The sequence below is a fragment of the Aromatoleum toluclasticum ATCC 700605 genome (genome assembly GCF_000378245.1).
Lineage (GTDB): Bacteria > Pseudomonadota > Gammaproteobacteria > Burkholderiales > Rhodocyclaceae > Aromatoleum > Aromatoleum toluclasticum.
Genome location: NZ_KB899498.1, coordinates 22,465 through 44,708, shown reverse-complemented (window position 1 = coordinate 44,708; position 22,244 = coordinate 22,465). Strand labels below are relative to the sequence as shown.

Annotated in this window: 20 protein-coding genes, 2 pseudogenes and 1 other annotated feature; of the genes and pseudogenes, 5 read left to right on the top strand and 17 right to left on the bottom strand. The window is 62.3% G+C overall.

Annotated features, from left to right (window positions below; genetic code table 11):
* Nucleotides 1-211: 211 nt before the first annotated feature.
* The 3 genes from F464_RS28635 to F464_RS0114540 all read right to left on the bottom strand — a co-directional run bounded on the left by F464_RS28635 (nt 212) and on the right by F464_RS0114540 (nt 1,977).
* Nucleotides 212-1,081, bottom strand: a complete 870-nt coding sequence (locus F464_RS28635; RefSeq protein ID WP_232428936.1) for a sensor domain-containing diguanylate cyclase — start codon at nt 1,079-1,081, stop codon at nt 212-214.
* Nucleotides 1,069-1,524, bottom strand: coding sequence for a PAS domain-containing protein (locus tag F464_RS31625; RefSeq protein ID WP_232428934.1), 456 nt, complete (start codon nt 1,522-1,524; stop codon nt 1,069-1,071). Before F464_RS31625 ends, F464_RS28635 begins: the two co-directional genes overlap by 13 nt.
* Before the next feature lie 258 nt (nt 1,525-1,782).
* A complete protein-coding gene (locus F464_RS0114540; RefSeq protein WP_026296011.1) occupies nt 1,783-1,977 on the bottom strand; it encodes a hypothetical protein in 195 nt (64 codons plus the stop codon).
* Between the two features lie 561 nt (nt 1,978-2,538).
* Between F464_RS0114540 and F464_RS0114535 the strand changes: the two genes are divergently transcribed.
* On the top strand, nt 2,539-3,156 hold the full coding sequence (locus F464_RS0114535; protein WP_018990560.1) for a response regulator transcription factor: 618 nt from the start codon (nt 2,539-2,541) through the stop codon (nt 3,154-3,156).
* A 576-nt stretch (nt 3,157-3,732) separates the two neighbouring features.
* On the opposite strand, the pseudogene F464_RS30395 reads toward F464_RS0114535, so the two are convergent.
* From F464_RS30395 to F464_RS0114510, 4 genes and pseudogenes are all read right to left on the bottom strand, one after another.
* Nucleotides 3,733-4,041: pseudogene (locus F464_RS30395) on the bottom strand (IS3 family transposase); the annotation flags it as partial.
* Nucleotides 4,042-4,057: 16 nt separating this feature from the next.
* Nucleotides 4,058-5,137, bottom strand: coding sequence for an IS110 family RNA-guided transposase (locus F464_RS0114525; RefSeq protein ID WP_026296010.1), 1,080 nt, complete (start codon nt 5,135-5,137; stop codon nt 4,058-4,060).
* 286 nt (nt 5,138-5,423) lie between these two features.
* Nucleotides 5,424-6,337: pseudogene (locus F464_RS28625) on the bottom strand (IS3 family transposase); the annotation flags it as partial.
* Nucleotides 5,943-6,059, bottom strand: a sequence feature (AL1L pseudoknot). Its footprint overlaps the pseudogene before it by 117 nt.
* A gap of 452 nt (nt 6,338-6,789) precedes the next feature.
* Nucleotides 6,790-7,047, bottom strand: coding sequence for a hypothetical protein (locus F464_RS0114510; protein ID WP_018990554.1), 258 nt, complete (start codon nt 7,045-7,047; stop codon nt 6,790-6,792).
* 501 nt (nt 7,048-7,548) lie between these two features.
* Between F464_RS0114510 and F464_RS30385 the strand changes: the two genes are divergently transcribed.
* On the top strand, nt 7,549-8,508 hold the full coding sequence (locus F464_RS30385) for a universal stress protein (RefSeq protein ID WP_084600504.1): 960 nt from the start codon (nt 7,549-7,551) through the stop codon (nt 8,506-8,508).
* A gap of 97 nt (nt 8,509-8,605) precedes the next feature.
* On the opposite strand, the gene F464_RS31980 is transcribed toward F464_RS30385, so the two are convergent.
* The gene (locus F464_RS31980) at nt 8,606-9,139 is read right to left on the bottom strand and encodes a hypothetical protein (protein WP_332309973.1); all 534 of its coding nucleotides are present in this window, start codon (nt 9,137-9,139) and stop codon (nt 8,606-8,608) included.
* Between the two features lie 15 nt (nt 9,140-9,154).
* Here F464_RS31980 and F464_RS31975 point away from each other — a divergent pair, with 15 nt between their 5' ends.
* Nucleotides 9,155-9,496, top strand: coding sequence for a hypothetical protein (locus tag F464_RS31975; RefSeq protein ID WP_332309972.1), 342 nt, complete (start codon nt 9,155-9,157; stop codon nt 9,494-9,496).
* Nucleotides 9,497-9,609: 113 nt separating this feature from the next.
* Nucleotides 9,610-10,539, top strand: a complete 930-nt coding sequence (locus F464_RS0114490; protein WP_018990550.1) for a LysR family transcriptional regulator — start codon at nt 9,610-9,612, stop codon at nt 10,537-10,539.
* A gap of 72 nt (nt 10,540-10,611) precedes the next feature.
* On the opposite strand, the gene mnhG is transcribed toward F464_RS0114490, so the two are convergent.
* The 8 genes from mnhG to F464_RS0114450 form a co-directional block, all read right to left on the bottom strand.
* Complete coding sequence (gene mnhG, locus F464_RS28620; RefSeq protein WP_018990549.1) at nt 10,612-11,001, bottom strand: monovalent cation/H(+) antiporter subunit G; 390 nt, start codon at nt 10,999-11,001, stop codon at nt 10,612-10,614.
* A complete protein-coding gene (locus tag F464_RS0114480) occupies nt 10,998-11,282 on the bottom strand; it encodes a K+/H+ antiporter subunit F (RefSeq protein ID WP_018990548.1) in 285 nt (94 codons plus the stop codon). Before F464_RS0114480 ends, mnhG begins: the two co-directional genes overlap by 4 nt.
* Nucleotides 11,279-11,803 (bottom strand): Na+/H+ antiporter subunit E, encoded by a 525-nt coding sequence (locus F464_RS0114475; protein ID WP_018990547.1) that lies wholly within the window; start codon nt 11,801-11,803, stop codon nt 11,279-11,281. Before F464_RS0114475 ends, F464_RS0114480 begins: the two co-directional genes overlap by 4 nt.
* Nucleotides 11,800-13,434: a monovalent cation/H+ antiporter subunit D gene (locus tag F464_RS0114470; RefSeq protein WP_018990546.1), complete on the bottom strand. Its 1,635-nt coding sequence runs from the start codon at nt 13,432-13,434 to the stop codon at nt 11,800-11,802. The genes F464_RS0114475 and F464_RS0114470 overlap by 4 nt, the downstream gene beginning before the upstream one ends.
* Nucleotides 13,431-13,772 carry a Na+/H+ antiporter subunit C gene (locus tag F464_RS0114465; RefSeq protein WP_018990545.1) on the bottom strand — a complete coding sequence of 114 codons (342 nt, stop codon included), beginning with the start codon at nt 13,770-13,772 and terminating at the stop codon, nt 13,431-13,433. Before F464_RS0114465 ends, F464_RS0114470 begins: the two co-directional genes overlap by 4 nt.
* Complete coding sequence (locus tag F464_RS0114460; protein ID WP_026296009.1) at nt 13,772-16,678, bottom strand: monovalent cation/H+ antiporter subunit A; 2,907 nt, start codon at nt 16,676-16,678, stop codon at nt 13,772-13,774. The genes F464_RS0114465 and F464_RS0114460 overlap by 1 nt, the downstream gene beginning before the upstream one ends.
* 96 nt (nt 16,679-16,774) lie before the next feature.
* On the bottom strand, nt 16,775-17,671 hold the full coding sequence (locus F464_RS0114455; protein WP_018990543.1) for a universal stress protein: 897 nt from the start codon (nt 17,669-17,671) through the stop codon (nt 16,775-16,777).
* A 27-nt stretch (nt 17,672-17,698) separates the two neighbouring features.
* A complete protein-coding gene (locus tag F464_RS0114450; protein ID WP_026296007.1) occupies nt 17,699-20,425 on the bottom strand; it encodes a cation-transporting P-type ATPase in 2,727 nt (908 codons plus the stop codon).
* Between the two features lie 180 nt (nt 20,426-20,605).
* Here F464_RS0114450 and F464_RS0114445 point away from each other — a divergent pair, with 180 nt between their 5' ends.
* Complete coding sequence (locus F464_RS0114445; RefSeq protein ID WP_018990540.1) at nt 20,606-21,490, top strand: universal stress protein; 885 nt, start codon at nt 20,606-20,608, stop codon at nt 21,488-21,490.
* Between the two features lie 226 nt (nt 21,491-21,716).
* Here F464_RS0114445 and rnk read toward each other — a convergent pair whose 3' ends face one another.
* Nucleotides 21,717-22,133 carry a nucleoside diphosphate kinase regulator gene (gene rnk / locus F464_RS0114440; protein ID WP_232428932.1) on the bottom strand — a complete coding sequence of 139 codons (417 nt, stop codon included), beginning with the start codon at nt 22,131-22,133 and terminating at the stop codon, nt 21,717-21,719.
* Between the last annotated feature and the right edge of the window lie 111 nt (nt 22,134-22,244).

Below are 22,244 nucleotides of genomic sequence, written 5' to 3'. Positions count from 1 at the left end.
CCATACTACTCTCGAACAGTATTGCACGAACGCATACACGAATGTCCTTAACTTTTTTAGGTATTTAGGACGCTTGGCGATTGTCGGTCCGACGCTTCCGGAACCGAAACAGGCGGCGGTGCCGATAGCCGGGCGAGTGCAAAAGAGTCTGCGGCGCCCTCACCGTTCGGCCGAATCGGGGGGGAACCGCGATGGGATTGGGCGGCGTCCGCTACGTCGGCGCTACGTCCCGGCTGCATTTATCCGCGTACATGGCCTCATCGGCGTGCTTCAGAAGTTGTTCAAGTTCCTGGCCGTGCTCGGGATACAGCGCCAATCCAATACTCAGCGGTATCCGCAGCGAATGACCGTCGATATCGAGCGGAGGCGACATCGCGTCACGAATCTTGACTGCGACAAGCTGAGCGTCACCCTGCGTCTCGACGCCTTCGAGCAGTACTACGAATTCGTCTCCTCCAAATCTTGCAACGGTATCCGCCCCACGTACGCAAAGTTGTAGTCGTCGTGCGACCTCCTTTAGCAACTGGTCTCCCGTCGCGTGCCCGAAGGCGTCATTGACCTGCTTGAAGTCATCGACGTCGATGTACAGAACCGACATCGAGCGTCGGTTCCGGACACATCTGGCGACGGCGGAGTTGACACGGTCTTTGAACAGGCGCCGGTTGGGCAAGCCGGTGAGTTCGTCGTATCGGGCAGCGCGCAGCAGTTCGACTTTCATCTGCGCGCGGTCGATCGCGATCGCAACCTGCTCCGAGACGAATTGAAGGAGGTCCCGGTCCTCGTCCAAGTAACGGGTTTCCGGATCGCTTTTCAGCACCAGGACCCCAATCGTTTCGTGCTGCGTGATGAGCGGAATCGCAAGCCAGCCGGCGCGGTCATGACGAGAGACGGTGTCACCGCTTAGCGCGCCCAGCATCGTATCCGGCAGTCGCATCGGACGACCGCCACATATCACTTGAGCACAAAACTGGCATGCCAACGGCTCGTCGAGCACCGGCAGGTTCCCATCCCGATCCATCTGGTAGGAAAAACTCAGCTCCTTTGTGTACCGGTCGCAGGTGGCAATGGCTAGGCCCGCCACCGGCACGAGCGTCGCGACGATGTGGTGAATTCGCGCAGCAGGACATCGAGGTCGGCGGCGTTGTGCGCCGCTTCGGAAATCGCGTAAAGCGCATGCTGAACAGCCTCTGCACGCTTCAGGTGGGTGACATCGCGTGCAACGCCGATCCGCAACTGGTCCTCTGCAGACCAACAGGCGGACCACATGACGTGCACCTGGCGTCCGTTTTTACGGATGTAGCGGTTCTCGAAGCCGACTCGAGGGCACCCAGCCATCACATGCTGGGCTTCCTCCTCGGTCCTAGCCCGGCCCTCCGGGGCAAGGAAGTCGAACAACATTTGCCCGATGAGTTCCTCCGGCGCGTACCCGAACATGCGCTGACACGCGGCATTCACATACGCGATGCGCCCGCGTGGGTCGACGAGGAAGATCGTGTCGAGCATCAAATCGATGAAGTCGCGCAAGCTCTCCTCCTGGGTACGTGAGCCCCCGCCGCAAGGCCACTACCGGCTCCCTGTAGCGGGGCGCGTCCACACGATCCGCCCAGTCACCCCGACCGTGCGGCGCCTTTCACCCGTTTCCATCCACCATTAATCCAATACGGGTTCCGAGGGTCTCTCTCGGGGATTTTCAGTCTAGGGCGACGCAGTCCGGTCGAGCAGATCGGCTCCCTGTACCTTGAAGCCGACCGTCCGACGCATGCCCCTGTCTCGCAACTCACATCACGCAGTGGCCGACAGTAGCAGCCCGGGAACGTACCCATTCACCGAGGCCGCAGCGCGGGGTGCGCTTCCGACCATATACTCCCTGATGATTTCGCCCCGCTCGAGATCGACAAGCCGTACGAAGATCTTCCGGGACTCCACCGAAACGACGAACTCCAGTGCCTTGGCGCGGGCCTGCAACAGTTCATTCATGACGTTAACGCGCTCATGCAAGCCAGGCTCGAGCGTTAAGCCCGGGACCGCGAGGGAACGATCGCGTTGCGCTCGCGTTGCGTTGGCTGTCTTCCGATGCGTCGTTGCATCGTCCAGTCCGCCACCAAGGGGATCCGAAGATGCCCTGCGCCGATTGGATACACCGTCCAACATAGCGATGCTGATCGCGCTCGTCGCCGAAAGTCTCCCTAACATTATTCCCCCCTGCCCGCTGCCGCAATCCTGGCCTCCTTCCGAGGCACGCGACAACAGCCGTCGCCGGGTCAATCCAACTGCATATTGAACACGCCGAATTCGGTTATCAGATCGGATCGGTATCGACTGGCCTGCGCTGTCATGACGCCGCAGGTATGTGCGCTGGGACCAGAATAAAAGAGAGAGGAACGCGGGAAAATTCGCAGGGACGCGTGAGCGTCTACGCAGATCTACCTAGAAAGCGCACACCAGAGACGGTAAAGTAACGATCCTTTTGTCTTCACTTGCCAGATCGAGGCGCCATTTCGCCGGCAGGTGCGCAGGCGACGAAAACAGGGGGTATTGATGAGTGGCGACCAATCGGTAGTGATCGTTGATGACGACGATTTTTTTCGGAAGGCACTCGAACGCGTCTTCCACTCCGCCGGCTTTCGCGTCGAGAGCTTCGCCAGCGCGGACGCGTTTCTCACCGGCTACATCCCAAAGGAAGAGGCTTGCATCATCCTTGATCTGCGGATGCCGAGAATTGGGGGACTCGAACTCCTCGATCGCCTAAAGGAGCGCGGCATTGACGTTCCGGTCATCATCTACACCGGCAATGCGGACGTTCCGGTCACCGTCCAGGCGATGCAGGCGGGGGCCTTCGCCGTCGTCGAGAAACCGCTCAGCAGCGAGCTGTTGATCGCACGCGTACGAGCGGCGATTGCCGAAACCCGAGCCGGGCGGACTCGGCGGATTCAGGTCGCGGCGGCGCGTGCCAAACTTGGATTATTGACCGAACGGGAGGTCGAGGTGGCACGACATCTGACCGAAGGCCGGTCATCTCCGGAAATGGCCGCCATCCTCGGGATCAGTTCACGGACGGTCGATGCGCACCGGGTCAACTTGTTGCGCAAGCTGGAAATCAAATCCATCGCAGCGCTGACGCGTCTCTTCGTTCTCGCCGAACTCGGCGACTCATAATACTCAATTATGACATGAAGGACATGTCTTGCTCATTGTTCGACAAGGTCAGGCGCCGACCGGAAGTCTTGCGCCCGGCAAAAGTAACCTGAGCCCTCGACGGGTTCCGAGGTAACGGTCGATGAGCGCGAAAGAGACGCCCAGATGGGTGAACTGCGGCCGATCTGGCGCAATAACGTCCGAGCCGACCATCACCAATCAGGGCATGCCCCTCGCCCGATCGACACGTACGAAGGTGGTCCCGGCGTCCCGGTCCTCCACGCCCTCGACGATGGACTTCAAGTAGCACGGTCGTGTGCGTGTATGACTTTCCGCATACCGGGTTCACTGTAGTCAGTGCGTGGTGAATGCCGTACCATCCCTAGCAGGACGGTGAGAAACTCGTGATTCCTTCCGGAATTTACCCTTCCGCTTGTTTTTTCCGGCACCGGAAGTGCGCCCTCACCCATTTTGCAATGGCTATGTCCCAATTACGTGTTGAAGGCTAAGCTGTAATCAGGCGTCCGTTTTGGAGTCCTGATCATGGATACCCAAGCTTGAGGTGCCCTACGTTTTCCGCCTTCCAAGCCGCCGTCCTCATGCTGCCATTTCTTGCTGATCCTGTCGTTCGATCCAGTTCTGCAGGAACATGGTCGGCGACAGATATCCCAAGGTGGAGTGGAGGCGGCTCCGGTTGTAAAATACGGCGATGTACTGGAATAGATCGCTCGTGGCCTCACTGCGATTCGCGTAGGCTGCGCCATGAACGCGCTCGTTCTTCAGGCTGTTGAAGAAGCTCTCGGTCGGGGCGTTGTCCCAGCAGTTACCCTTGCGCGACATCGATCCCCTCATGCCGTATGCGGCCAGGTGGGCCTGATAAGCGTGGCTGGCATACTGGCTTCCCCGGACGCCCTTCTGTTTGTCAAGCCGAAATCCGGGTTCGGTTGATCTCAAGGTTCCGTCGTTGAAGGAGTGTATAGACTTCCCGGGCGATGTACCGCTTCAGGCATCTGATGGCTTCAAGCTTTGAATGGCCCTCGGCAATGCGGCGGGCAACATAGTCCTTGGTGCGAGGATCAGTTCGAAGCCGGCCGATAGCGATGATGTGCAGTGCGCTGTTGGCAGCGCGATCGCCGCCTCGATTTAATCGGTGGCGAGTGACCTGTCCAGATGACGCGGGGACGGGGCTCACACCGCATAACGCGGCGAAGCTTGCCTCCGAGCCAATACGATCGACATTGTCTCCGGCTGTCAGCAGAAGCTGCGCGGCGGACTCGTGACCGATCGAATTTCGAGCTACGAGCTCTGGTGCGAGTTCTTCAACGATGGCGCCGATCATGGAATCCAGGTCGGCAATTTCGTCGTGCAGTTCAAGGTAGCGGCGCGCAAGAGACTTCAATGCAATGCGGTATGCAGACGACACATTGCGATAATCGGACAGGTCAGGCCTCCAGCCCGCAAGTGTGCGGATAAGCTGCATGCGAGTCAGCTTGCGTAATACGTCACGCAACTCATCGGGGGCGCAGACGATGGTATTGTGAATCAGCTGCAAGGCCACTCGGCGTGCGGCCACCGCGGTCTTGCGACAGGCTTTCAATACGCGCAACGATTCGATCATTCCGTCGCGGGTCTTTGGCGCGACCGTCCGCCTGCCGGCGAACGCCGCGTGAGCCGCATTCTGGGCATCGATATCATCGTCTTTGCCACGACGACGGCGATCTTGCTTATCGGGTGCGGTGACTTCGAGCACCTTCACCCCCGCAGCTTGCAGGTGGCGCAGCAGGCCAGCACCATAGGTGCCTGTCGACTCAACTTCGACCCGCTCGAGTGTGCCGAAGGATCGCATCCATTGCAGCATCTGTCGGTAGCCTTGACGCGTCGTTGCAAAACACTGGTTTCCGAGAACGCGATCATGCTCATCGACCACCGAAGCAACATGAAGATCCTTGTGTGTATCGACGCCACCCACCACGCGTGCGCCGTCTTGCTGACCATCCTGCATGATCGGTCTCCAAGCTTGATTGGCATGAGCACGGCTTGGCCACGACCGAACACCTGGACAGGACAGTAACGTGACAGGATGTCAGGCCCTTCTCGGGTCACACGCATCGGCGAGGCGCAGCCTCGCTGCATGATGTTCCCAGGCGGCCGACAGGTCCGGGGAAAGACACAAGGTCGATCTGAGTGTGAGTCAGGCTACCTGGAACACCTGCAGCACCGGTCAGCCCTATTGGTCGATCGCTGTGAGGGTCAGACCACCAGGAACAACTGGCCCTTATATTCTTACTGTCGCTGTGGTGGATCAAGGCGTTGCGTTCGGGTTGGCGCGCCCACAGGGCCTGCTCCAGGGCGTCGAGGACGAATTCGGTGTTCATGGATCGGCTGACGCGCCAGCCCACGATGTAGCGGGCGAAGACGTCGATAACGAAGGCGACGTACACGAAACCTTGCCAGGTCGAGACATCCGTGAAGTCGGAGACCCAAAGCTGGTTCGGGCGCTGCGCGGCGAACTGTCGATTGACGCGATCGAGCGGACAGGGGGCTGCTCGATCGGGCCGAGTAGTCCGTACCGCCTTGCCTCGCATCGCACCACGCAGCCCTTGGGCCCGCATCAGCCGCTCGACGGTACAGCGGGCGACCTCGATGCCCTCGCGCTGCAACTGTCGCCACACCTTGCGCGCTCCATACACCTGCAAATTCGCCTGCCAGATCCCCTCAACGTGGGTAGCCAGCACCTCGTCGCGACGAGCCCGCTCACAGCGCAAGGCCGGATCGCGGCGGCGAGCCACGGCGCGTCGATAACCGGACGGGGCGACTTGCAGAACTCTGCAGATCGGCTCGACCCCGAAGCGCTCGCGGTGCGTGTCGATGAAACCGTTCATCACTTGTTGCGGCGGTCGAGCTCCGCCTGCGCGAAATACGCGCTGGCCAGGCGCAGGATCTCGTTGGCCTTCTTCAGCTCACGCACCTCGCGCTCGAGTTCCTTGACGCGGGCCGCCTCCGCGGTGATGACCCCGTCACGCTGCCCAGTGTCGCGCTCGTACCGCCGAACCCAGTTCGACAGCGTCTGCGCGCTGCAGCCGATCTTGCCGGCGATCGACTCGATCGCCGCCCACTGTGATCCGTGCTCGCCGCGCTGCTCGAACACCATGCGCACGGCGCGCTCGCGCACTTCGGGGGAGAACTTCGTTGTCTTCTTCATGGCTCCATCTTCTCAAGAGTTGGAGCCTCCGCGAAACCCGGTGCGATTCATGCGATTTGCGACGCGGTGACTGCTTACGGAGCGGAGTCGACGGCGATTTCCGGATACATCCTATCGAACTTTTTCCCCGTCGCCAAAGTGAAATCGCCGCAAAAAACGGCATATTCGGTCAGTGGCCTCCGCTTTATTTTCCAATTAGCCTTCGGCGTCAAGCAGCTTCACCAGGACTTCCGCCCTCAGTCCGACAATTACCAAACCTATCAAAGCGGGATTGATGCGCAAGTGGATCCCGCGCTGGATACAGCAATAGCAGGCTGTCGATGCCTCCGAGCCGATGAAATCGCGCGCTGGGTCTCACGGCCATCAGAATTAGGCGAGAGCTGTCGTGGGTTACAGAATCTGCATCTACCTGTCTCATCCCTGTCTCCTTCACTTCGCAGCGATTCATCAAATCAGACCTGTGCCGGGCGCTTCACCCATACGTCGGTGCGGCGGTCGAGGAATGCAGTGCGCTGAGAAACGACGTCGCGGGTGTCACTCTTGTCAGAATCTGGCGCCGGGTGCGCGTCAAAAAGTGTGTTGTTCGACGTCACGAATTCGTGCTCCCCGAACAATATTCTTTTCTCCCTCTCTTCAACCTCGCTCGACGCGACAGGAGATATCACCCCGCCAAGACCCTTATCTGCGAGACAAAACCGCTTGCCTGACATTCGCCCCTCCTACGCCCTCACCCCAACCCTTCACGCATATGTTAAGCAAACTGAATTAGTTTGATAAGTAGGCGCTTTTGCCCGTTTCTGTTTCCTGAAATTCTACAATTAACTGATCGTTGCGGCCGCGAATTTCGGTCATGCATTTCCGGCATCTCCTCACGACGAGCGAGCGCGACATGAACGCAGAGTTCGTGGAAATTCCGGCCGCGGACCATGGGCTCTTCCCCTTCACCCCAAAACCGTGTCCCTCGAATTCGTCTTGATGAACTGCATTCAATCGACTACACGTCCCGATATTGTCTCCCTAGAGGCAACAACATGATTCTTCGTTGAGAGCTTATCACTCGAGGGTCCGTAGCCTACGATTACGTCGGTTTTGGTGCCTTCTTCTTCGTCGGATCGAGCGCCTGCGACAAGATCATCGAATCGCAGGCATTGATCGAGGGACGACGCACCACCAAACGAACCCGTTTCAGGTTTTGGTGGAAATGCATCGATATGGACGTAATAGCCGATCAAAGGGGCTGGGAATGCGTCGAACGCGATCCGTTCGGGCGCATAGTTGGTCTGACGACACGGATTCGACGGCAGGAAACCCACTCCGTTCCTGCCTATACGGTCCTTGCACCGGTAGACGGCTCACGCGCCTCCCTTGCGGCTTTGCGGGTTGCAGCTGACATTGCCGGCCGCTTGGCGGAATCAAGTCTCGACGTTCTTAACGTGCAGACCATCCTTGGTTGTACAGGCGACGACGATGATTTATTGAATGCGGGACTTGCCGACACTGAAATCGCACGCCAGTTTCTCGCAGGTGCAGATGCCTCGTATCGCTTGAGACTCGCAGCGGGCAATCCTGACGAGGTAATCCTTACCTATATACGTGAGCAGAAAATCGCGGAAGTCGTCATGGGCGCCGACGGGACCGGCAGCGTGGGGTGCGCGCTGCTCGGCTCCGTCGCCCTGGATGTGCTGGGTCAAGTGGAGATACCGGTAACGTTGGTCAAATCGAGAATCCATTCACCTCGATTCGCTCAGGGGACCGGCGACCTATTGATTGCATATGATGGTTCGGCAGGATCCTTGAGGGCGCTGCATTACGGACTTCGATATGCAAATGGGCTTAATAATGCCCCGCGAATCCATTTGCTCAACCTTCAAGCGGCCAATGATGGATTGTCTGCTGGAAAAAATTCGGGGACCCGTCTCAGCCAGCGAACAACGGCCCTCGAGGCTTGTGATGCAGCATTGCGCGCACTTGAGACGGTACGAGCTGACTTCGAATTCCATGTCGCACATGGGGATCCCGTCGAGAAAATACTGCAGCTTGCGGCAAGCGTCGATTGCTGTCGCATAGTCATGTCCTCGCGTGGCCTTGGCTGGTTTGCAGCCCTCATGGCTCGCTCGATTTCATGGGCCGTGCTGTATCGCACGTCTATCCCGATCACCCTGGTCAAGTAGTGATGGATAGATCAGTACTCCATGACGTGCGTCGTACGACCTTCGCGCTTTCACTACAGCCGGAATGGTCAGCCCGCACACCTGAATTCGTTTGGATCTAAAGATGAACCTTAGCCGAGATTTCCTTCGCGCAAAAAGCCCCTGTGCCGACGGTTTTCGCTGGTTTCTTCGACATTTCGGAGAAGGCGGAAACTATCAGGAACTGCTCGATGAACTTGTCGCCGATGGCCGTGTTGACGATGCTTGCTGGCTGATGGACCAGTTCGGCCCGACAAACAAGGTCCTTGTTGTCGATAGCATCGATGCCGAAGCCTTTGTCTATGCCGGCTCGGTCGAGGTGCGCGGCAATATCGAGGTCGGTGACGTCGTGCGCGTTGGCGGCTCGATCCGGGCTGGAGGGGGCATTCGCGTTGGGCGTGCAATGGATGTCGGAGGCGACGTTCGCCTCGCGGGACATCTTAATGCAGCGGGGCGTGTGAGCGTCGCAGGCGACCTGCGCGTTGGCTGGGGTGTGGACGCGAACGGAAGCGTGGCATGCGGCGGGAATCTGCATGCGGGGCGCGATATCTGTTGTGCCGACGTGGTCGATTGCGCCGGCAATGCCTTCGCCGGCGGAAGCCTTGTCGTTCACCGCTCGATCTCGTGCATGAAGACGCTTCGCGCAGGATTCGACATTTGCGGCGATGAAGACATTCGAGCAACGCAGGGCATCGAAGCAGGCGGCGCCATTCAATGCGGGCGACATCTCGAAGCCGGCTGGGGAATCCGTGCGGGCGAGGCAATTGTCGCTGACGGCTCGATTCGGGCAGGAGAAAGCATCCTTGCCGGCGAGGAAATCCGCGCGGGCAAGGGGCATGGAATCTTCGCTGGTCTTAGCGTTCCGGTCGACTCCTGGGAAAGCTGCGCCAAGGTGAAGGCGAGAAAGCTGCCTCCACGACTGATGAGCGGCTGGTGGGAAGGGCTGGAGTTGCCCCTCACTTTGTCGTAGCGCGAAGCGTCGGTCCGGAGTTTTCGGCCCGCATAAACATGGGGGTTCTACTGCCACGCCCTAAACGTCCTCTCGGAGACCCGTCTAGTTCTCCGGAGGCTACAATGGGAGGAATGCAAGATCTGAATCTGATGGTGACATACGCACATGTGGTCGATAGCGGCAGCTTCTCAGGAGCTGCCCGCCGCCTCGGTACGTCACGTTCGGCGGTGAGCAAGGCAGTGGCAAAGCTGGAACACTCGCTCGGCGTGCGTTTGCTCCAGCGTAGCACCCGACATTTGAGCGTCACCGAGGTCGGAGCTGCTTTCGCCGAGCACTGCAACCGCATCATCGACGAGATCGTCCAGGCCGAGCAACTTGCGGACAGTTTGCACGCGGAGCCACGCGGCACTCTGCGAGTTGCGGCATCGGTAGCCTTCGGGACGCTGCACGTTGCGCCCGCCCTTGCCGACTTCCTTGGCCGTTACCCGGACCTGGATGTCGACATGACCATCTCCGACCGTGGCATCGATCTCGCGGAAGAGGGTTACGACGTTGTGGTGCGCGTGGCGAACGAGTTGCCCCCGACTCTCGTCGCGCGTCAACTCGCTCCAGTGCGGCGCAAGTTATGCGCAACGCCCGAGTATTTCGCGCGCCACGGACTGCCACAAATTCCGCAGGATTTGTCCAGCCACAACTGTCTCGACTACACCCACTCCGGTGAGCAGGGTCTGTGGCGCTTCACTGGACCTGGAGGTGAAATCGCCGTGCCCGTTGCCGGTCGCTTGCGCATCAACGACGATGAAGCCCTGTCGCAAGCGGTACTCGGCGGGCTCGGACTTGCATTGCTTCCGACATTCATCATCGGCAGGGACTTGCAGGCCGGCCGGTTATGCGCAGCGCTATCCGAATACATCCCCGTCGAACGCCACGTCTACGCCCTTTACTTGCCGACCAGACACTTGCCCGTCAAAGTCCGCGCCTTCATAGATTTCCTGCTCGAGCGTTTTGGCGCCGAGCCGTACTGGGACGCCGAACGCACTGCCGCCGAACCCGCTGCATGACATTCAAGTCGAGGTTTGCGGGGTAGGTGAGCAGGACAGTGCCCGGCGATCGCGCGCTCGCTCACGGGCGATCTACGTTGGTCGGGCATCCTCGTCTTGCTTGGGGTCTTGCTTCGGGGCGTCATCTTGCGCCGCGAACTCCGTGCCGGTTCGCGGGGTCCGATACACCGCGGCACGCATGATGAGCATCGTGACCACAGGCGCGGTCATCAGCACGAATACGGCGATCAGGATCTCGTGGATCACCAGTCGCGACTGCGCCACGGTGAAATACACCATCGATGCGATCAGGATGCAGCCGGTGCCCAGCGTGATCGTGATCGCGGGCCCATGGATGCGCTGATAGAAGGACTTGAGGCGCAGCAGGCCGAGGGTTCCGATGAGCGCGATCAGCCCGCCGAGCACCAGCAGGAAAGAAACCGTCACCGCTGCCCACCAGGGCATCGCATCGAGTTCAGTCATTCGATCACCTCGCCGCGCATCAGGAACTTCGCCAGCGCGATCGTCGACACGAAGCCGAGCAGGGCGATGATCAGGGCCGCATCGAAATAGATCTGGCTGCCGTAGCGGATGCCGAGCATCACCGCCAGCAATATGGTGCACATCCACAGGGTGTCGAGTGCAAGCACGCGATCGTGTGCCGACGGGCCGATGAGCAGACGCACGGCACACAGCAGCATCGCCAGCACGACGCAGGTGAGTGCGAAGCCGATCGCCAGGGACAGCAGGGTGCCGACGGTCATGCCTTTCCTCCTTGTCCGGAGCTCGGCGGCGCTTCGAACAGCTCGATGATGGGCCGCTCGTAACTTGCCTTGATCGTTTCGACCCACCAGCGCTCGTCGTGCAGGTCGAACACGTGCAACAGCAGTTCGTGACGCTCGGGCAGCAGATCGACCCATACGGTGCCCGGCGTCATGTTGATGAGGCAGGACAGCAGCGCCAGGCCGTGCGGGCTGCGCAGGTCGAGCGGTATCCGGATGAACTGCGAATTCACGCCCTCGGAGCGGCGGAAAAGGATGATCTGCGCGACGTTGAAGCTCGAGCGCACGATCTCGACGGCCGACATTCCGAGCAGTCGGAACAATGCAGGCAGCCTGGCGATGCGCGCGTAGCTGTGCGGTTGCAGGGGGCGCGCGAGGATCGGCGCGAGGATGGCCAGCACGCTGCCCAGCAGCCAGTGCGCCGGTTCGAGGCTCTGGACCAGCGTCAGCCACGTCAGCAGCAGGCCGATCGACAACATCGGCGAGGGGAACCAGCGGCTCATCGCGTCGTCTCCACCGGCAGCGGTCGAATCACGGGCGATTGGCCGAGCACGCGTTCGTTGTAATCGGCAACCCGCGTCAGGCCGGCCACCGTCCGGTTCAGGTAGTCGAAGGTCGGGCCGGCATGGGTCGTGAGGAGCACGCACAGCACGATCAGGGCGGTGACCGGCGCGGCCTCCGAGGCGAGCAAGCTGGGCGGGGTCACGGCTCCCGAGGCCCAGAACGTCCGCACACCCAGCCGCATCAGCGCGATGATCGCCGCCAGGCCTGCGACCACGACCAGCGCGATCAGCAGCCATGTCGTCGCCGTCACGCCGCCTTGTCCGGGCGGTGAGGCATCGAGCAAGGCATGGAACAGGCTGAACTTGGCGACGAAGCCCGACAGCGGCGGCATCCCGCTGATGACCAGCGCACACGCGACGAAGCCCAGCCCGAGGAAGGCAAGGGTGCCGGGGATCACGACGCCCACCGGATCCTCCGGCTTGTCGTTGATCGCAAACGCCTCCATCGTCACGGCCAGCAGGGATGCGCCCGGCGGACGTATGCGTTCGGTGAGTTCGAGCAGGAGCATGAAGGCCGACATCGCCAGCGTCGCACCCACCAGGTAATACAGCCCTGCCGCGAGTACTGCGCCGCCGGACTGCCCGATCACGGCCAGCAGCGTGCCCGAGGAGACGATCGCGCCGTAGCCGGCCATGCGCGCCCCGCCCTGGCTGGCGAGCATGCCACAGGTGCCGAACACGAGCGTGGCCATGCCGCCGATGATCAGCGCCTGGAAGCCGAAACCGGCGAGGGCTCCGGCCGAATCGCCGAACACGGCCATCCATACGCGCAGCACCGCATACACGCCGACCTTGGTCATCACGACCAGCATCGCCGCCACGGGCGGGCATGCCGAGGAGTAGGCGCCGGGCAACCAGAATCCGAGCGGCCACATCGCGCCCTTGGTCAGGAAGGCCAGCGCGAGCACGCTCGCCCCGACGCCCAGCAGGTAGGCGTCCTCCGGCCTCAGCGCGGGCACCCGCGCGGCCAGGTCGGGGATATTGAGCGTGCCCGACGCGGCGTAGATCAGCGCCACGCCGATCAGGAACATCAAGGAGGCGACCAGGTTGACGGCGATGTACTGCATGCCGGCCCGAATGCGGTTCAGGTTGTAGCCATGCAGCAACAGGCCGTAGGACGCGGCCAGCATCACCTCGAAGAACACGAACAGGTTGAACAGGTCGTTGGTCAGGAAGGCGCCGTTGAGCCCCATCAGCAGGAAGAGGAACAGGGAATGGAAATGCACGCCGACCCGGCTCCAGCGCTGCGCGGAAAAAACCAGCACCGCCAGGGCGATGGTCGCCGTCAGCACCAGCATCAGCGCGGCCAGGCGGTCGACCATCAGCGCGATGCCGAAGGGCGCGGCCCAATTGGCGGCGAAATACACGCCAATTCCCTTCGGCCAGTGCTCGGCATCCACAAGAAGCAGCAGGGCCACCGCGACCAGCCATAGCAGCACGCTGACCACCGCGGCGCAGCCGAACTTGATGCGGTGATGCTTGTGGTTGACCGGGATCAGCAACGCCCCTGCGAGGAGCGGCAGGAGGATCGGGAGCACGATCAGATGATCCAGCCACGGAAGAGCGCTCATTCGCGTGGCTCCTCGCCATCCACGTGGTCGCTTCCGGTCAGCCCGCGGGCGCCGATCATCATCACCAGATACAGCGCAGTGGTCGCAAAGCCAATCACGATCGCCGTCAGCACCAGGCCTTGCGGCAGCGGGTCGGCAAACTGCGCCGGATCGACCGCCGCGTGAGGTGTGATCGGCGGCCGATCCACCCACAAGCGCCCCATGCCGAAAATGAACAGGTTGACGGCGTAGGACATCAGCAGCAGGCCGGTGATGAGCTGGAAGGTGCGCGGACGCAGGATCAGCCAGATGCCGGACCCGAAGGTGACGCCGACGGCGATGGCGAACACGATCTCCATCAGACCTCCCTCCCCTGCCCGACTCCCGCGTCGTCCGGCCCGCCATCACCCGGCAAGCGGCGCGCGCGCAAGGATTGGTGCGCCAGCGCCACCAGCATCAGCATCGTCGTGCCCACGACGACCGCGAACACGCCCAGGTCGAATACGAAGGCGCTGGGCAGGTGCAGTTCGCCCAGCAGCGGCCAATCGACATGCGCCGTATGCGTCGTCAGGAAGGGGTGGCCGAAGGCCCATGCGCCGAGGCCCGTCGCCAGGGCGATCAGCAACCCGGCGCCCAGCCAGCGGTGCGGGCGCAGTTGCAGGTGGCTCTCCACCCACACGGTGCCCGCCAGCATGTATTGCACCAGGATCGCCACCGCGAAGATCAGGCCCGCCACGAAGCCTCCACCCGGGAGATTGTGCCCGCGCATGAAGAAGTAGACCGCGATCACGCCGATGAAGGGCAGCAGCATGCGCAGATAGATTCCGGGTACCTGAAGATAACCGCTGTCGGCCTGTTCGGCCGTGGTCTGCCTGCTCGCGGGGTCGGCCGCGTTCTTCTGCTGCGCGGGGATCTCGGCGCTGTCCGCGGCGGGGCGGAAGCGTCGCAGCAAGGCATAGACCGTGAGGGCGACGATCGAGAGCACCGTCACTTCGCCCAGCGTGTCGAAGCTGCGGAAATCGACCAGCAGCACGTTGACGACGTTGCTTCCGCCGCCTTCGCTCAATGCGCGCAGCAGGAAGAAGTCCGCTATCGTTTCGGGGGGCGGGTGCACGAGCACCGCATAGGTCAGCAGTGCCATCCCCAGGCCGCCGGCGACTGCGATCAGCATGTCACGCGAACGGCGCATCCATACGCGGCGCGGAATCGTGAGCTGGAGTATCTTGGGTTCGATGCGCGGCGGCAACCAGCGCAGGCCGAGCAGGATCAGCACGGTGGTGACCGTTTCGACCATCAGCTGCGTCAGCGCCAGGTCGGGCGCAGAAAGCCACAGGAAGGTGGCCGCCGTCACGATGCCCGTGCCACCGATGAGGATGAGGGCCGCGAGCCGGTGATACTTCGCCATCCACGCCCCGGCGACTGCGCACGCGCAGCCGATGGCCCAGAGGGCCGCGAACAGCGGGTCGGGTTCGTGCAGCGGGATTTCCGTCCAGGCGACGGGCATGCCGACGAGCAAGGGGGGAACGATCAGCATCGCGAGCATCATCATCAGCAGCTGTGGCTGCAGGCGCGTGGTGCCGATGCGTTGCAACAGCCATTGGGCCGAGCGGGTCAGGACCATCATCGAGGTTTCGTAGGCCTGTGCGCCGCTGAAACGGTGGATCACCGGAACCTGTTCACGCTGTCGCAGATTGAAGTAGCGGCGCAGCACGACGTACAGCATGACGCCACCGCTGAAGGCGATCGTACTCAGCAGCAGGGGCAGGTTCACGCCGTGCCAGGGCGTGAGGTCGTATGCCGGCGTGTTCGGCCCGAGTGTTGCGGTGACCGCCAGTTGCAGGAAGGGCCCGATGCTCACGCCCGGCACGATGCCGACGATCAGGCACAGGACTACCAGCAACTCCACGGGAAAGCGCATCCAGCGCGGCGGCTCATGGGGGTCGCGCGGGAAATCGCTCGTGGGCGTGCCGAAGAAAATCGAGATGAAGCGCAGCGAATACGCCACGCTGAACATGCCCATCGCCACGGCTGCAACAGACATCCACCAGTTCTCGTCGCCGCCCACCAGCGCCGTTTCCGCGAAGAACATCTCCTTGGACAGGAAGCCGTTCAGCAGGGGCACGCCGGCCATGGCCGCGCTGGATACGATCGCCAGCGCCGCAGTGACCGGCAACTGGCGTCGCAGTCCGCGCAGGACGCGCAGGTCGCGGGTCCCGGTTTCATGGTCGATGATGCCGGCGGTCATGAACAGCGAAGCCTTGAAGGTCGCGTGATTGAGGATGTGGAAGATGGCCGCGACGATCGCCAGCGGCGTGCCGATGCCGATCAGCACCGTGATGAGGCCGAGGTGGCTGATCGTCGAATAGGCGAGCAGGCCCTTCAGGTCGTGCTGGAAGATCGCGATGAAGGCACCGATCAGCAGCGTGCACACGCCTGCACCGCCGATGATCCAGTTCCACTCCGCCGTGCCCGCGAGCGCGGGCCACAGCCGCACGAGCAGGAACACGCCGGCCTTCACCATCGTGGCCGAATGCAGATACGAGGATACGGGCGTCGGCGCGGCCATCGCGTGCGGCAGCCAGAAATGGAAGGGGAACTGCGCGCTCTTGGTCAGCGCGCCCAAGGCGACGAGCACCAGTGCGACGCGGTACAACTCGTGCGAACGGATGAGCGGCCCGGCCGCCAGTGCGGTGTCCAGATCGTAGCTGCCGACGATGTGGCCGAGCACGAGCACGCCGGCCAGCAGGCACAATCCGCCGGTGGCGGTCACGGTGAACGCCATGCGTGCCCCCCGCCGGGCATCCGAGCGGTGATGCCAGTACCCGATCAGCAGGAACGAGGTCAGGCTGGTGAGTTCCCAGAACACCACCAGCTGCACCAGGTTGCCGGACAGCACCACGCCCAGCATCGAGCCCATGAAGGCCAGCAGAAAGGAGAAGAAGCGCGGCACCGGGTCCTTCGGCGACATGTAGTAGCGCGCGTACAGCACCACCAGCAGGCCGATGAGGAGAATCAGCAGAGTGAATACCCAGGCCAGCCCATCCACGCGCAGCACGAGATTGAGTCCGTGCGACGGCAGCCAGGCGAGCTCTTCGCGCAGCACCGTTCCGGCAGCAACGGCGGGGTACAGCAGACCGGTGACGAGCAGCCCGCCGGCCGCGACGGCGAACGCCAGCCATGCCTCGCGGTTACGGGCATTTTCCGGCATCAGTGCCGCCAGCACACTGCCGGCAAATGGAACGAGAATCAGTGAAGCAAGCAACATCCGTCATGACCAGGGTGTGGGGCCGGCCAGTCAGTGCGGGCTGACCGGCCGGCAATACAGGGCCGCCGCCTCCACGGGGTGCGGCGCCGGTTCAATCTACACTGCGACATGGCGCGATTGCACCAACAGCGTGTCGCAGGGCAGGAATTCGAGCAACTTCGCAGCGGTACTGCCCAACAGCATGCTCATGATGCCCCCGTGGGAATGACCGCCTATCACGACGAGATCAATGTCATTGTCGCGTACGTAACGCGCGAGCTTGATCGGGATCCTGCCGCATTCGACTACCGGATGCATAAGCGTACCCTCGGAAAGCCGCGTTTCCTGAACGAACTCCCCGCACTCCGCGAGCGCGATCTGCCGGGAAGTTACGCCGATCGACGCAGTCGTGCCCGGACCGGACATCGGCGGTGTGTAAGCGTGGTAAAGCGTCAGGTCGCGACCGGGAAAGAACGCCGCCGCAGTGAGCAAGGCGTGCCGCGACATTTCGGAAAAGTCGGTTGCCACGAGGATGCGTTGGTAGGGACCCTGCGCACGGCCGCGAACGACCAGCAGGGCAGGCTTCAGGGAGCGGGCGAGGCGCTCGTTGGTGGTCCCGAGCAGCACGCGCCCGAATGTTTCCTGACGAGCGACCGCGGTCACGACGAGGTCGGCACCGACTGCGGTGGCTGTTTCTCGGATCGCGGTGTCGGGCTCCCGTCCCTGCACGATCCGGATCTTCACCGGCATCTTCATCCCGGACAGGTCGCGGCTGAGTTGCCGCTCGGCGACACTCATCAGTTGATCGTCGGTTGCGCCGCTGATCCATGCATGCGTCTGATCCGCACACACCGATGGATCGAGGACATTCAAGGCAATGAGCTCCGCCTGCCACTCACGGGCGAGCTGGGCGCTCCGGTCGAGCGCCCGGTCACAGCGCGCGCCGAGGTCGGTCGCCAGGAGAAGACGAGCGGGCGGTCGGTCGGGGGGGTGAATCGCGGTCTCATGCGTCACGGTCGTCTCTCCCTAGAGGATGTCCGGTCACGCGCGCACAAGGCGTGTCGCGAGGCCGGTACTGCGGATGACGAGCTTCTCCAGCTCCGCCACGGCAAAAACCAGCAGACCGGCCGCAACCACCTTGGACCACTCCTGCGGCGTGAGATCTGTCGAGTCGAAGATGCCATGCATGAAAGGAGCATGGGTGTAGGCGATCTGCAAGGGAATGCAGGCGGCGATCGCTAGCAGCACATAAGCATTTCCGGTCAGCCCCTCCCGATTCGTGACCGGCGCGAGGATATGGCGACTGTTGATCAGGTAGAACATCTCGGCCGCGACCACCGCATTGACGGCCATCGTGCGCGCCGTTTCCAGACTCGTGCCATCCGCCAGTTCCCACAGGAAGAGTCCCAGCGCACCGGCCATCATCAGCACCGAAACCATCAGCACCCGCCAGACGAAGAAGCCCGACAGCAGGGCCTGGCTCGGTGGTCGCGGATGGCGCTTCATGACGTCGCCCTCGGCCGGCTCGAATGCCAGCGCCAGCCCGAGCGTCGAGGAAGTGACCATGTTGATCCACAGCACCTGTGCCGGCGTCAGCGGCAATGCCAGCTCGAACAGGATGGCGGCAATCACCACGAGGGCCTCACCGCCGTTGGTGGGCAGCATGAACAGGATGAATTTTTTCAGGTTGTCATAGACGGCGCGGCCCTCGCGGACCGCTCGCGCGATGGTGGCGAAATTGTCGTCGGCGAGCACCATGTCGGACGCTTCCTTGGCCGCTTCGGTACCCTTGAGGCCCATCGCCACGCCGACGTCGGCGCGTTTGAGCGCGGGGGCATCGTTCACGCCGTCCCCGGTCATCGAGACCACCTGTCCGTCGTCCTGCAGGGCCTGCACGAGGCGCAGCTTGTGCTCGGGGCTGGCCCGTGCGAACACATCGACTTCCATCGCCACCCGCCGCAATGCGGCGTCATCCATGATGGCAATTTCCGCTCCGGTGATGAACGGCTTTCCGACGCCAATGCCCAGTTGGGCACCGATGGCGCGCGCCGTCTCACCGTGGTCGCCGGTAATCATCTTCACACGGATGCCGGCACGGTGGCATTCGCTCACCGCCGCGATCGCTTCCTCGCGCGGGGGATCGATGATGCCTGCCAGCGCGACCAGCACGTAGCCGTCCTCGACGTCGGCAAATTCCAGACTGTCGCCGGCCGGCGCAGCGCGCTTGCACGCCAGGGCGAGAAGCCGCAAACCCTGTGCCGCCGTGTCGGTCGCCATCCTTCGCCAGTAATCGACATCCAGCGACCGCAGGCCATCGTGGTCCAACTGGGATTCGCACATGTCGAGAATCCGTTCGGGGGCTCCCTTGACGAAGATCCACGAGTCGCCGTCCGGATCGCAGTGCCAGGTCGCCATGAAGCGATGTTGCGACTCGAACGGAATCGAATCGACCCGCGGCCACGCCGTATCCCCGGCGTGCTGGGTAAAGCCCCCCTTGTGTCCCGCAACGAGCAAGGCGCCTTCGGTCGGGTCGCCTTCGATCGACCAAAGATCGTCCTGCTCGCGCAGACGCGCGTCGTTGCACAGCACGCCTGCTCGCATCGCCATTTGCAGCGCGGGGTAGTGGGCGATATCGATGATCCGGCCGTCGACGCTGAAGTCTCCGACTGGTGCGTAACCGACCCCGCCGACGTCGAACACGTGACCGCCGCAGACGAAGCGCTGCACCGTCATTTCGTTGCGCGTCAGCGTCCCGGTCTTGTCCGAGCAGATCACCGTCACCGAACCCAGCGTCTCCACGGCTGGAAGCCGGCGCACGATGGCCTTGTGCCGGGCCATGCGCTGCACACCGAGCGCGAGAGTCACGGTCATGATCGCCGGCAAACCCTCCGGAATGGCCGAGGCGGCGAGCGCGACGACCATCATGAACATCTCGGCCGGGGCATGGTCACGCCACAGCGTGCCGAGCACGAAGGTTGCCGCAGACAGGCCGAGGATGACGAGTGCCAGCATGCGGCCGAAGCGTTCGATCTGGCGCAACAGAGGCGTCGACATTTGCTCGATGCCCGCCAGCATCTGATTGATCCGTCCCAGTTCGGTCGCGCCCCCGGTCGCCACCACGATCCCGGTCGCCTGGCCGTAGACGACGAAGGTTCCCGAGTAGGCCATGTCGTAGCGATCACCGAGTGGAGCGTCTGCGGCGACGGCTTCCGCCCCCTTGTCGATCGGCAGGGATTCGCCCGTCAGCGCGGCTTCCTCGATTCGCAGTTCCCTGACCGACACGAGGCGTACGTCCGCTGGAATGCGGTCACCGGAGGTCAAGGCCACCCAGTCGCCGGGGACGAGATCGGCCGCGTCGATCTCCTGACGATTGCCGCCGCGGATCACCACTGCATGCGCGGACAGCATCGCGCGGATTGCGTCGAGTGCCGCTTCGGCCTTGCCTTCCTGGATGAAGCCGATGATCACGTTGATCACCACCGCGCCGAGCAACACCCCGGTATCGACCCAATGCCCAAGCGCCGCCGTGATGACGGCCGCGCCGAGCATTACATACAGCAGAATATTGTGAAACTGCATAGCCAGGCGCAGGAGCGGGCCGCGTCGGGCCGGCGGGGCGAGCCGATTCGGGCCGTAGTGCGCGAGCCGACGCTGCACTTCATCTGGCAGCAGGCCATCCGGCCCGGTTTGCAGGGCCTGTTCGACCTCGCCCCGCGTGAGTGCATGCCAATCTGGAGGCCGGGTATGATCCACGTGACGGTCGCTCATCAATGCGCAGTCTCCAGGTATTTCCTCGCACGGCCTGGACAGACGCGAAAGCGAAGAATATTTGTAGCAATACTATACTGATGCATGCATAGACCTCCCAGGCCCGCGGAATATGCATTTCGCACCGGGCGGCGCAAGCGTCGAGACGCGCACAGCATATGAATGGAGAGGACGACGACCATGTTGAAACTGAAACGCCTGCTTGCTGCGACCGATCTTTCCGCGCCGGCTCGCCACGCTGTCGAGCGGGCAGCACTGGTGAGCAGGGAAACGGGAGCAGCGCTGGACGTGCTGCATGTGGCCGATCTCGCCCCGCTGGACCGGCTCCGCCACCTCATGGGCAATTCGGCGGACGAGTTGAAACAACGGGTGCTCGAGACTGCGGAGGCACGGCTGCATGACCTTGTCGGCAGCCTGCAAAATCACTATGGCCTCTCGGCGGCTGCACATGTCGCGTTCGGCTCCCTGCTTGCAGAATTGGCGCGGGCGGTCGAAGCATCCAAAGCGGAACTTATCGTTTGCGGCGCGCGTGGCGAGAGTTTCGTGCGGCATATCCTTTTGGGCTCGACGGCCGAGCGGATGCTTAGCCGCGCGAAATGTCCGATGCTGGTGGTGAAGCAGGCTGCGCATGAACCCTATCGGACGGTGCTCGTGCCGGTCGATTTCTCCCCCTCGTCCGTGCAAGCGATCGCCAATGCCCGGCTCGTTGCGCCACAGGCGCGGCTCGTCCTGCTCCATGCTTTCGACTTGCCGTTCGAAGGCCATCTACGGTATGCCGGTGTAGAGGACGAAGTCATCAGTGGCTATCGCAGGCAAGCCAGGCAGGAAGCGATTCAGAATCTGAAGGCATTGAGCGAGCAGGCCGGACTGCCGCCATACGAGGCACACATCGTCGTGCAGCAAGGCTCCCCCTCGACACACATCATCGAACAGGAGCAGGAAGCCGACTGCGATCTGATCGTGATGGGCAAACACGGCCAAAGCATGCTCGACGAGTTTTTCCTCGGCAGCGTCACCAAGCATGTCCTGGCCGAATCGCAATGCGATGTGCTCGTCTCCGTTTGACGAGCGCAGGGGGTCAGAAGGTATTTCAGGGCAGGCGATCACCCCGGATTGCCTGCGTCCCCCCTGCGGATCAGCAGCCCCTGACCCGGACGACTCGCGGCGAAGCTCCCTTTTGCACCGTGACGCCAGGAGAACCTCGGCGCAAAGCATGTCGATCGCAGACGTTCCAAAAACTCGCCGTCCCTATTCGAGCAAGCTCAATGCCTCGCCCGGCACACCGCCCCGTTCAGTGCTGACGGGTTGATGTCGCCTCGCTCGTGGTCGCGGCCTGATCGACCGCGATGACGGTCAGGCGGCGCTCAGTGCCATCGGGAAAGTCCCAGTCAATAGCCTGACCCACGCTGAGGCCGATGAGTGCCGCGCCGACCGGCGCCAGGACGGAAACCTTCCCTTGGGCAATGTCTGCCTCGTCGGGGAACACAATCCGCACCTCACGGTCGAGCCCTGCTTTCTCGTCGCGGTAATGAACCCGGGCGTTCATCGTGACGACGTCCGTTTGCACCGATTCCGTAGGGATGACAATTGCGCGCTCCAGTTCAGCGCGCAGGGTGGGGGGCGGTTGCATCGCCATCAGGCGTACGAAGTCGATTTCACTTAGGACGATATTTGATTCTGGCATATTTTCCTCATTTCTTGCGGACATGCTGACGCATCTGACTAGCAGCGGATGCCTCCATGATAGGAGCGCTGACGAGCGTCGATAAGCCGTGCATGGCTCACAATCTTGTATCCCCCACGGAAACAATTGCGAAAG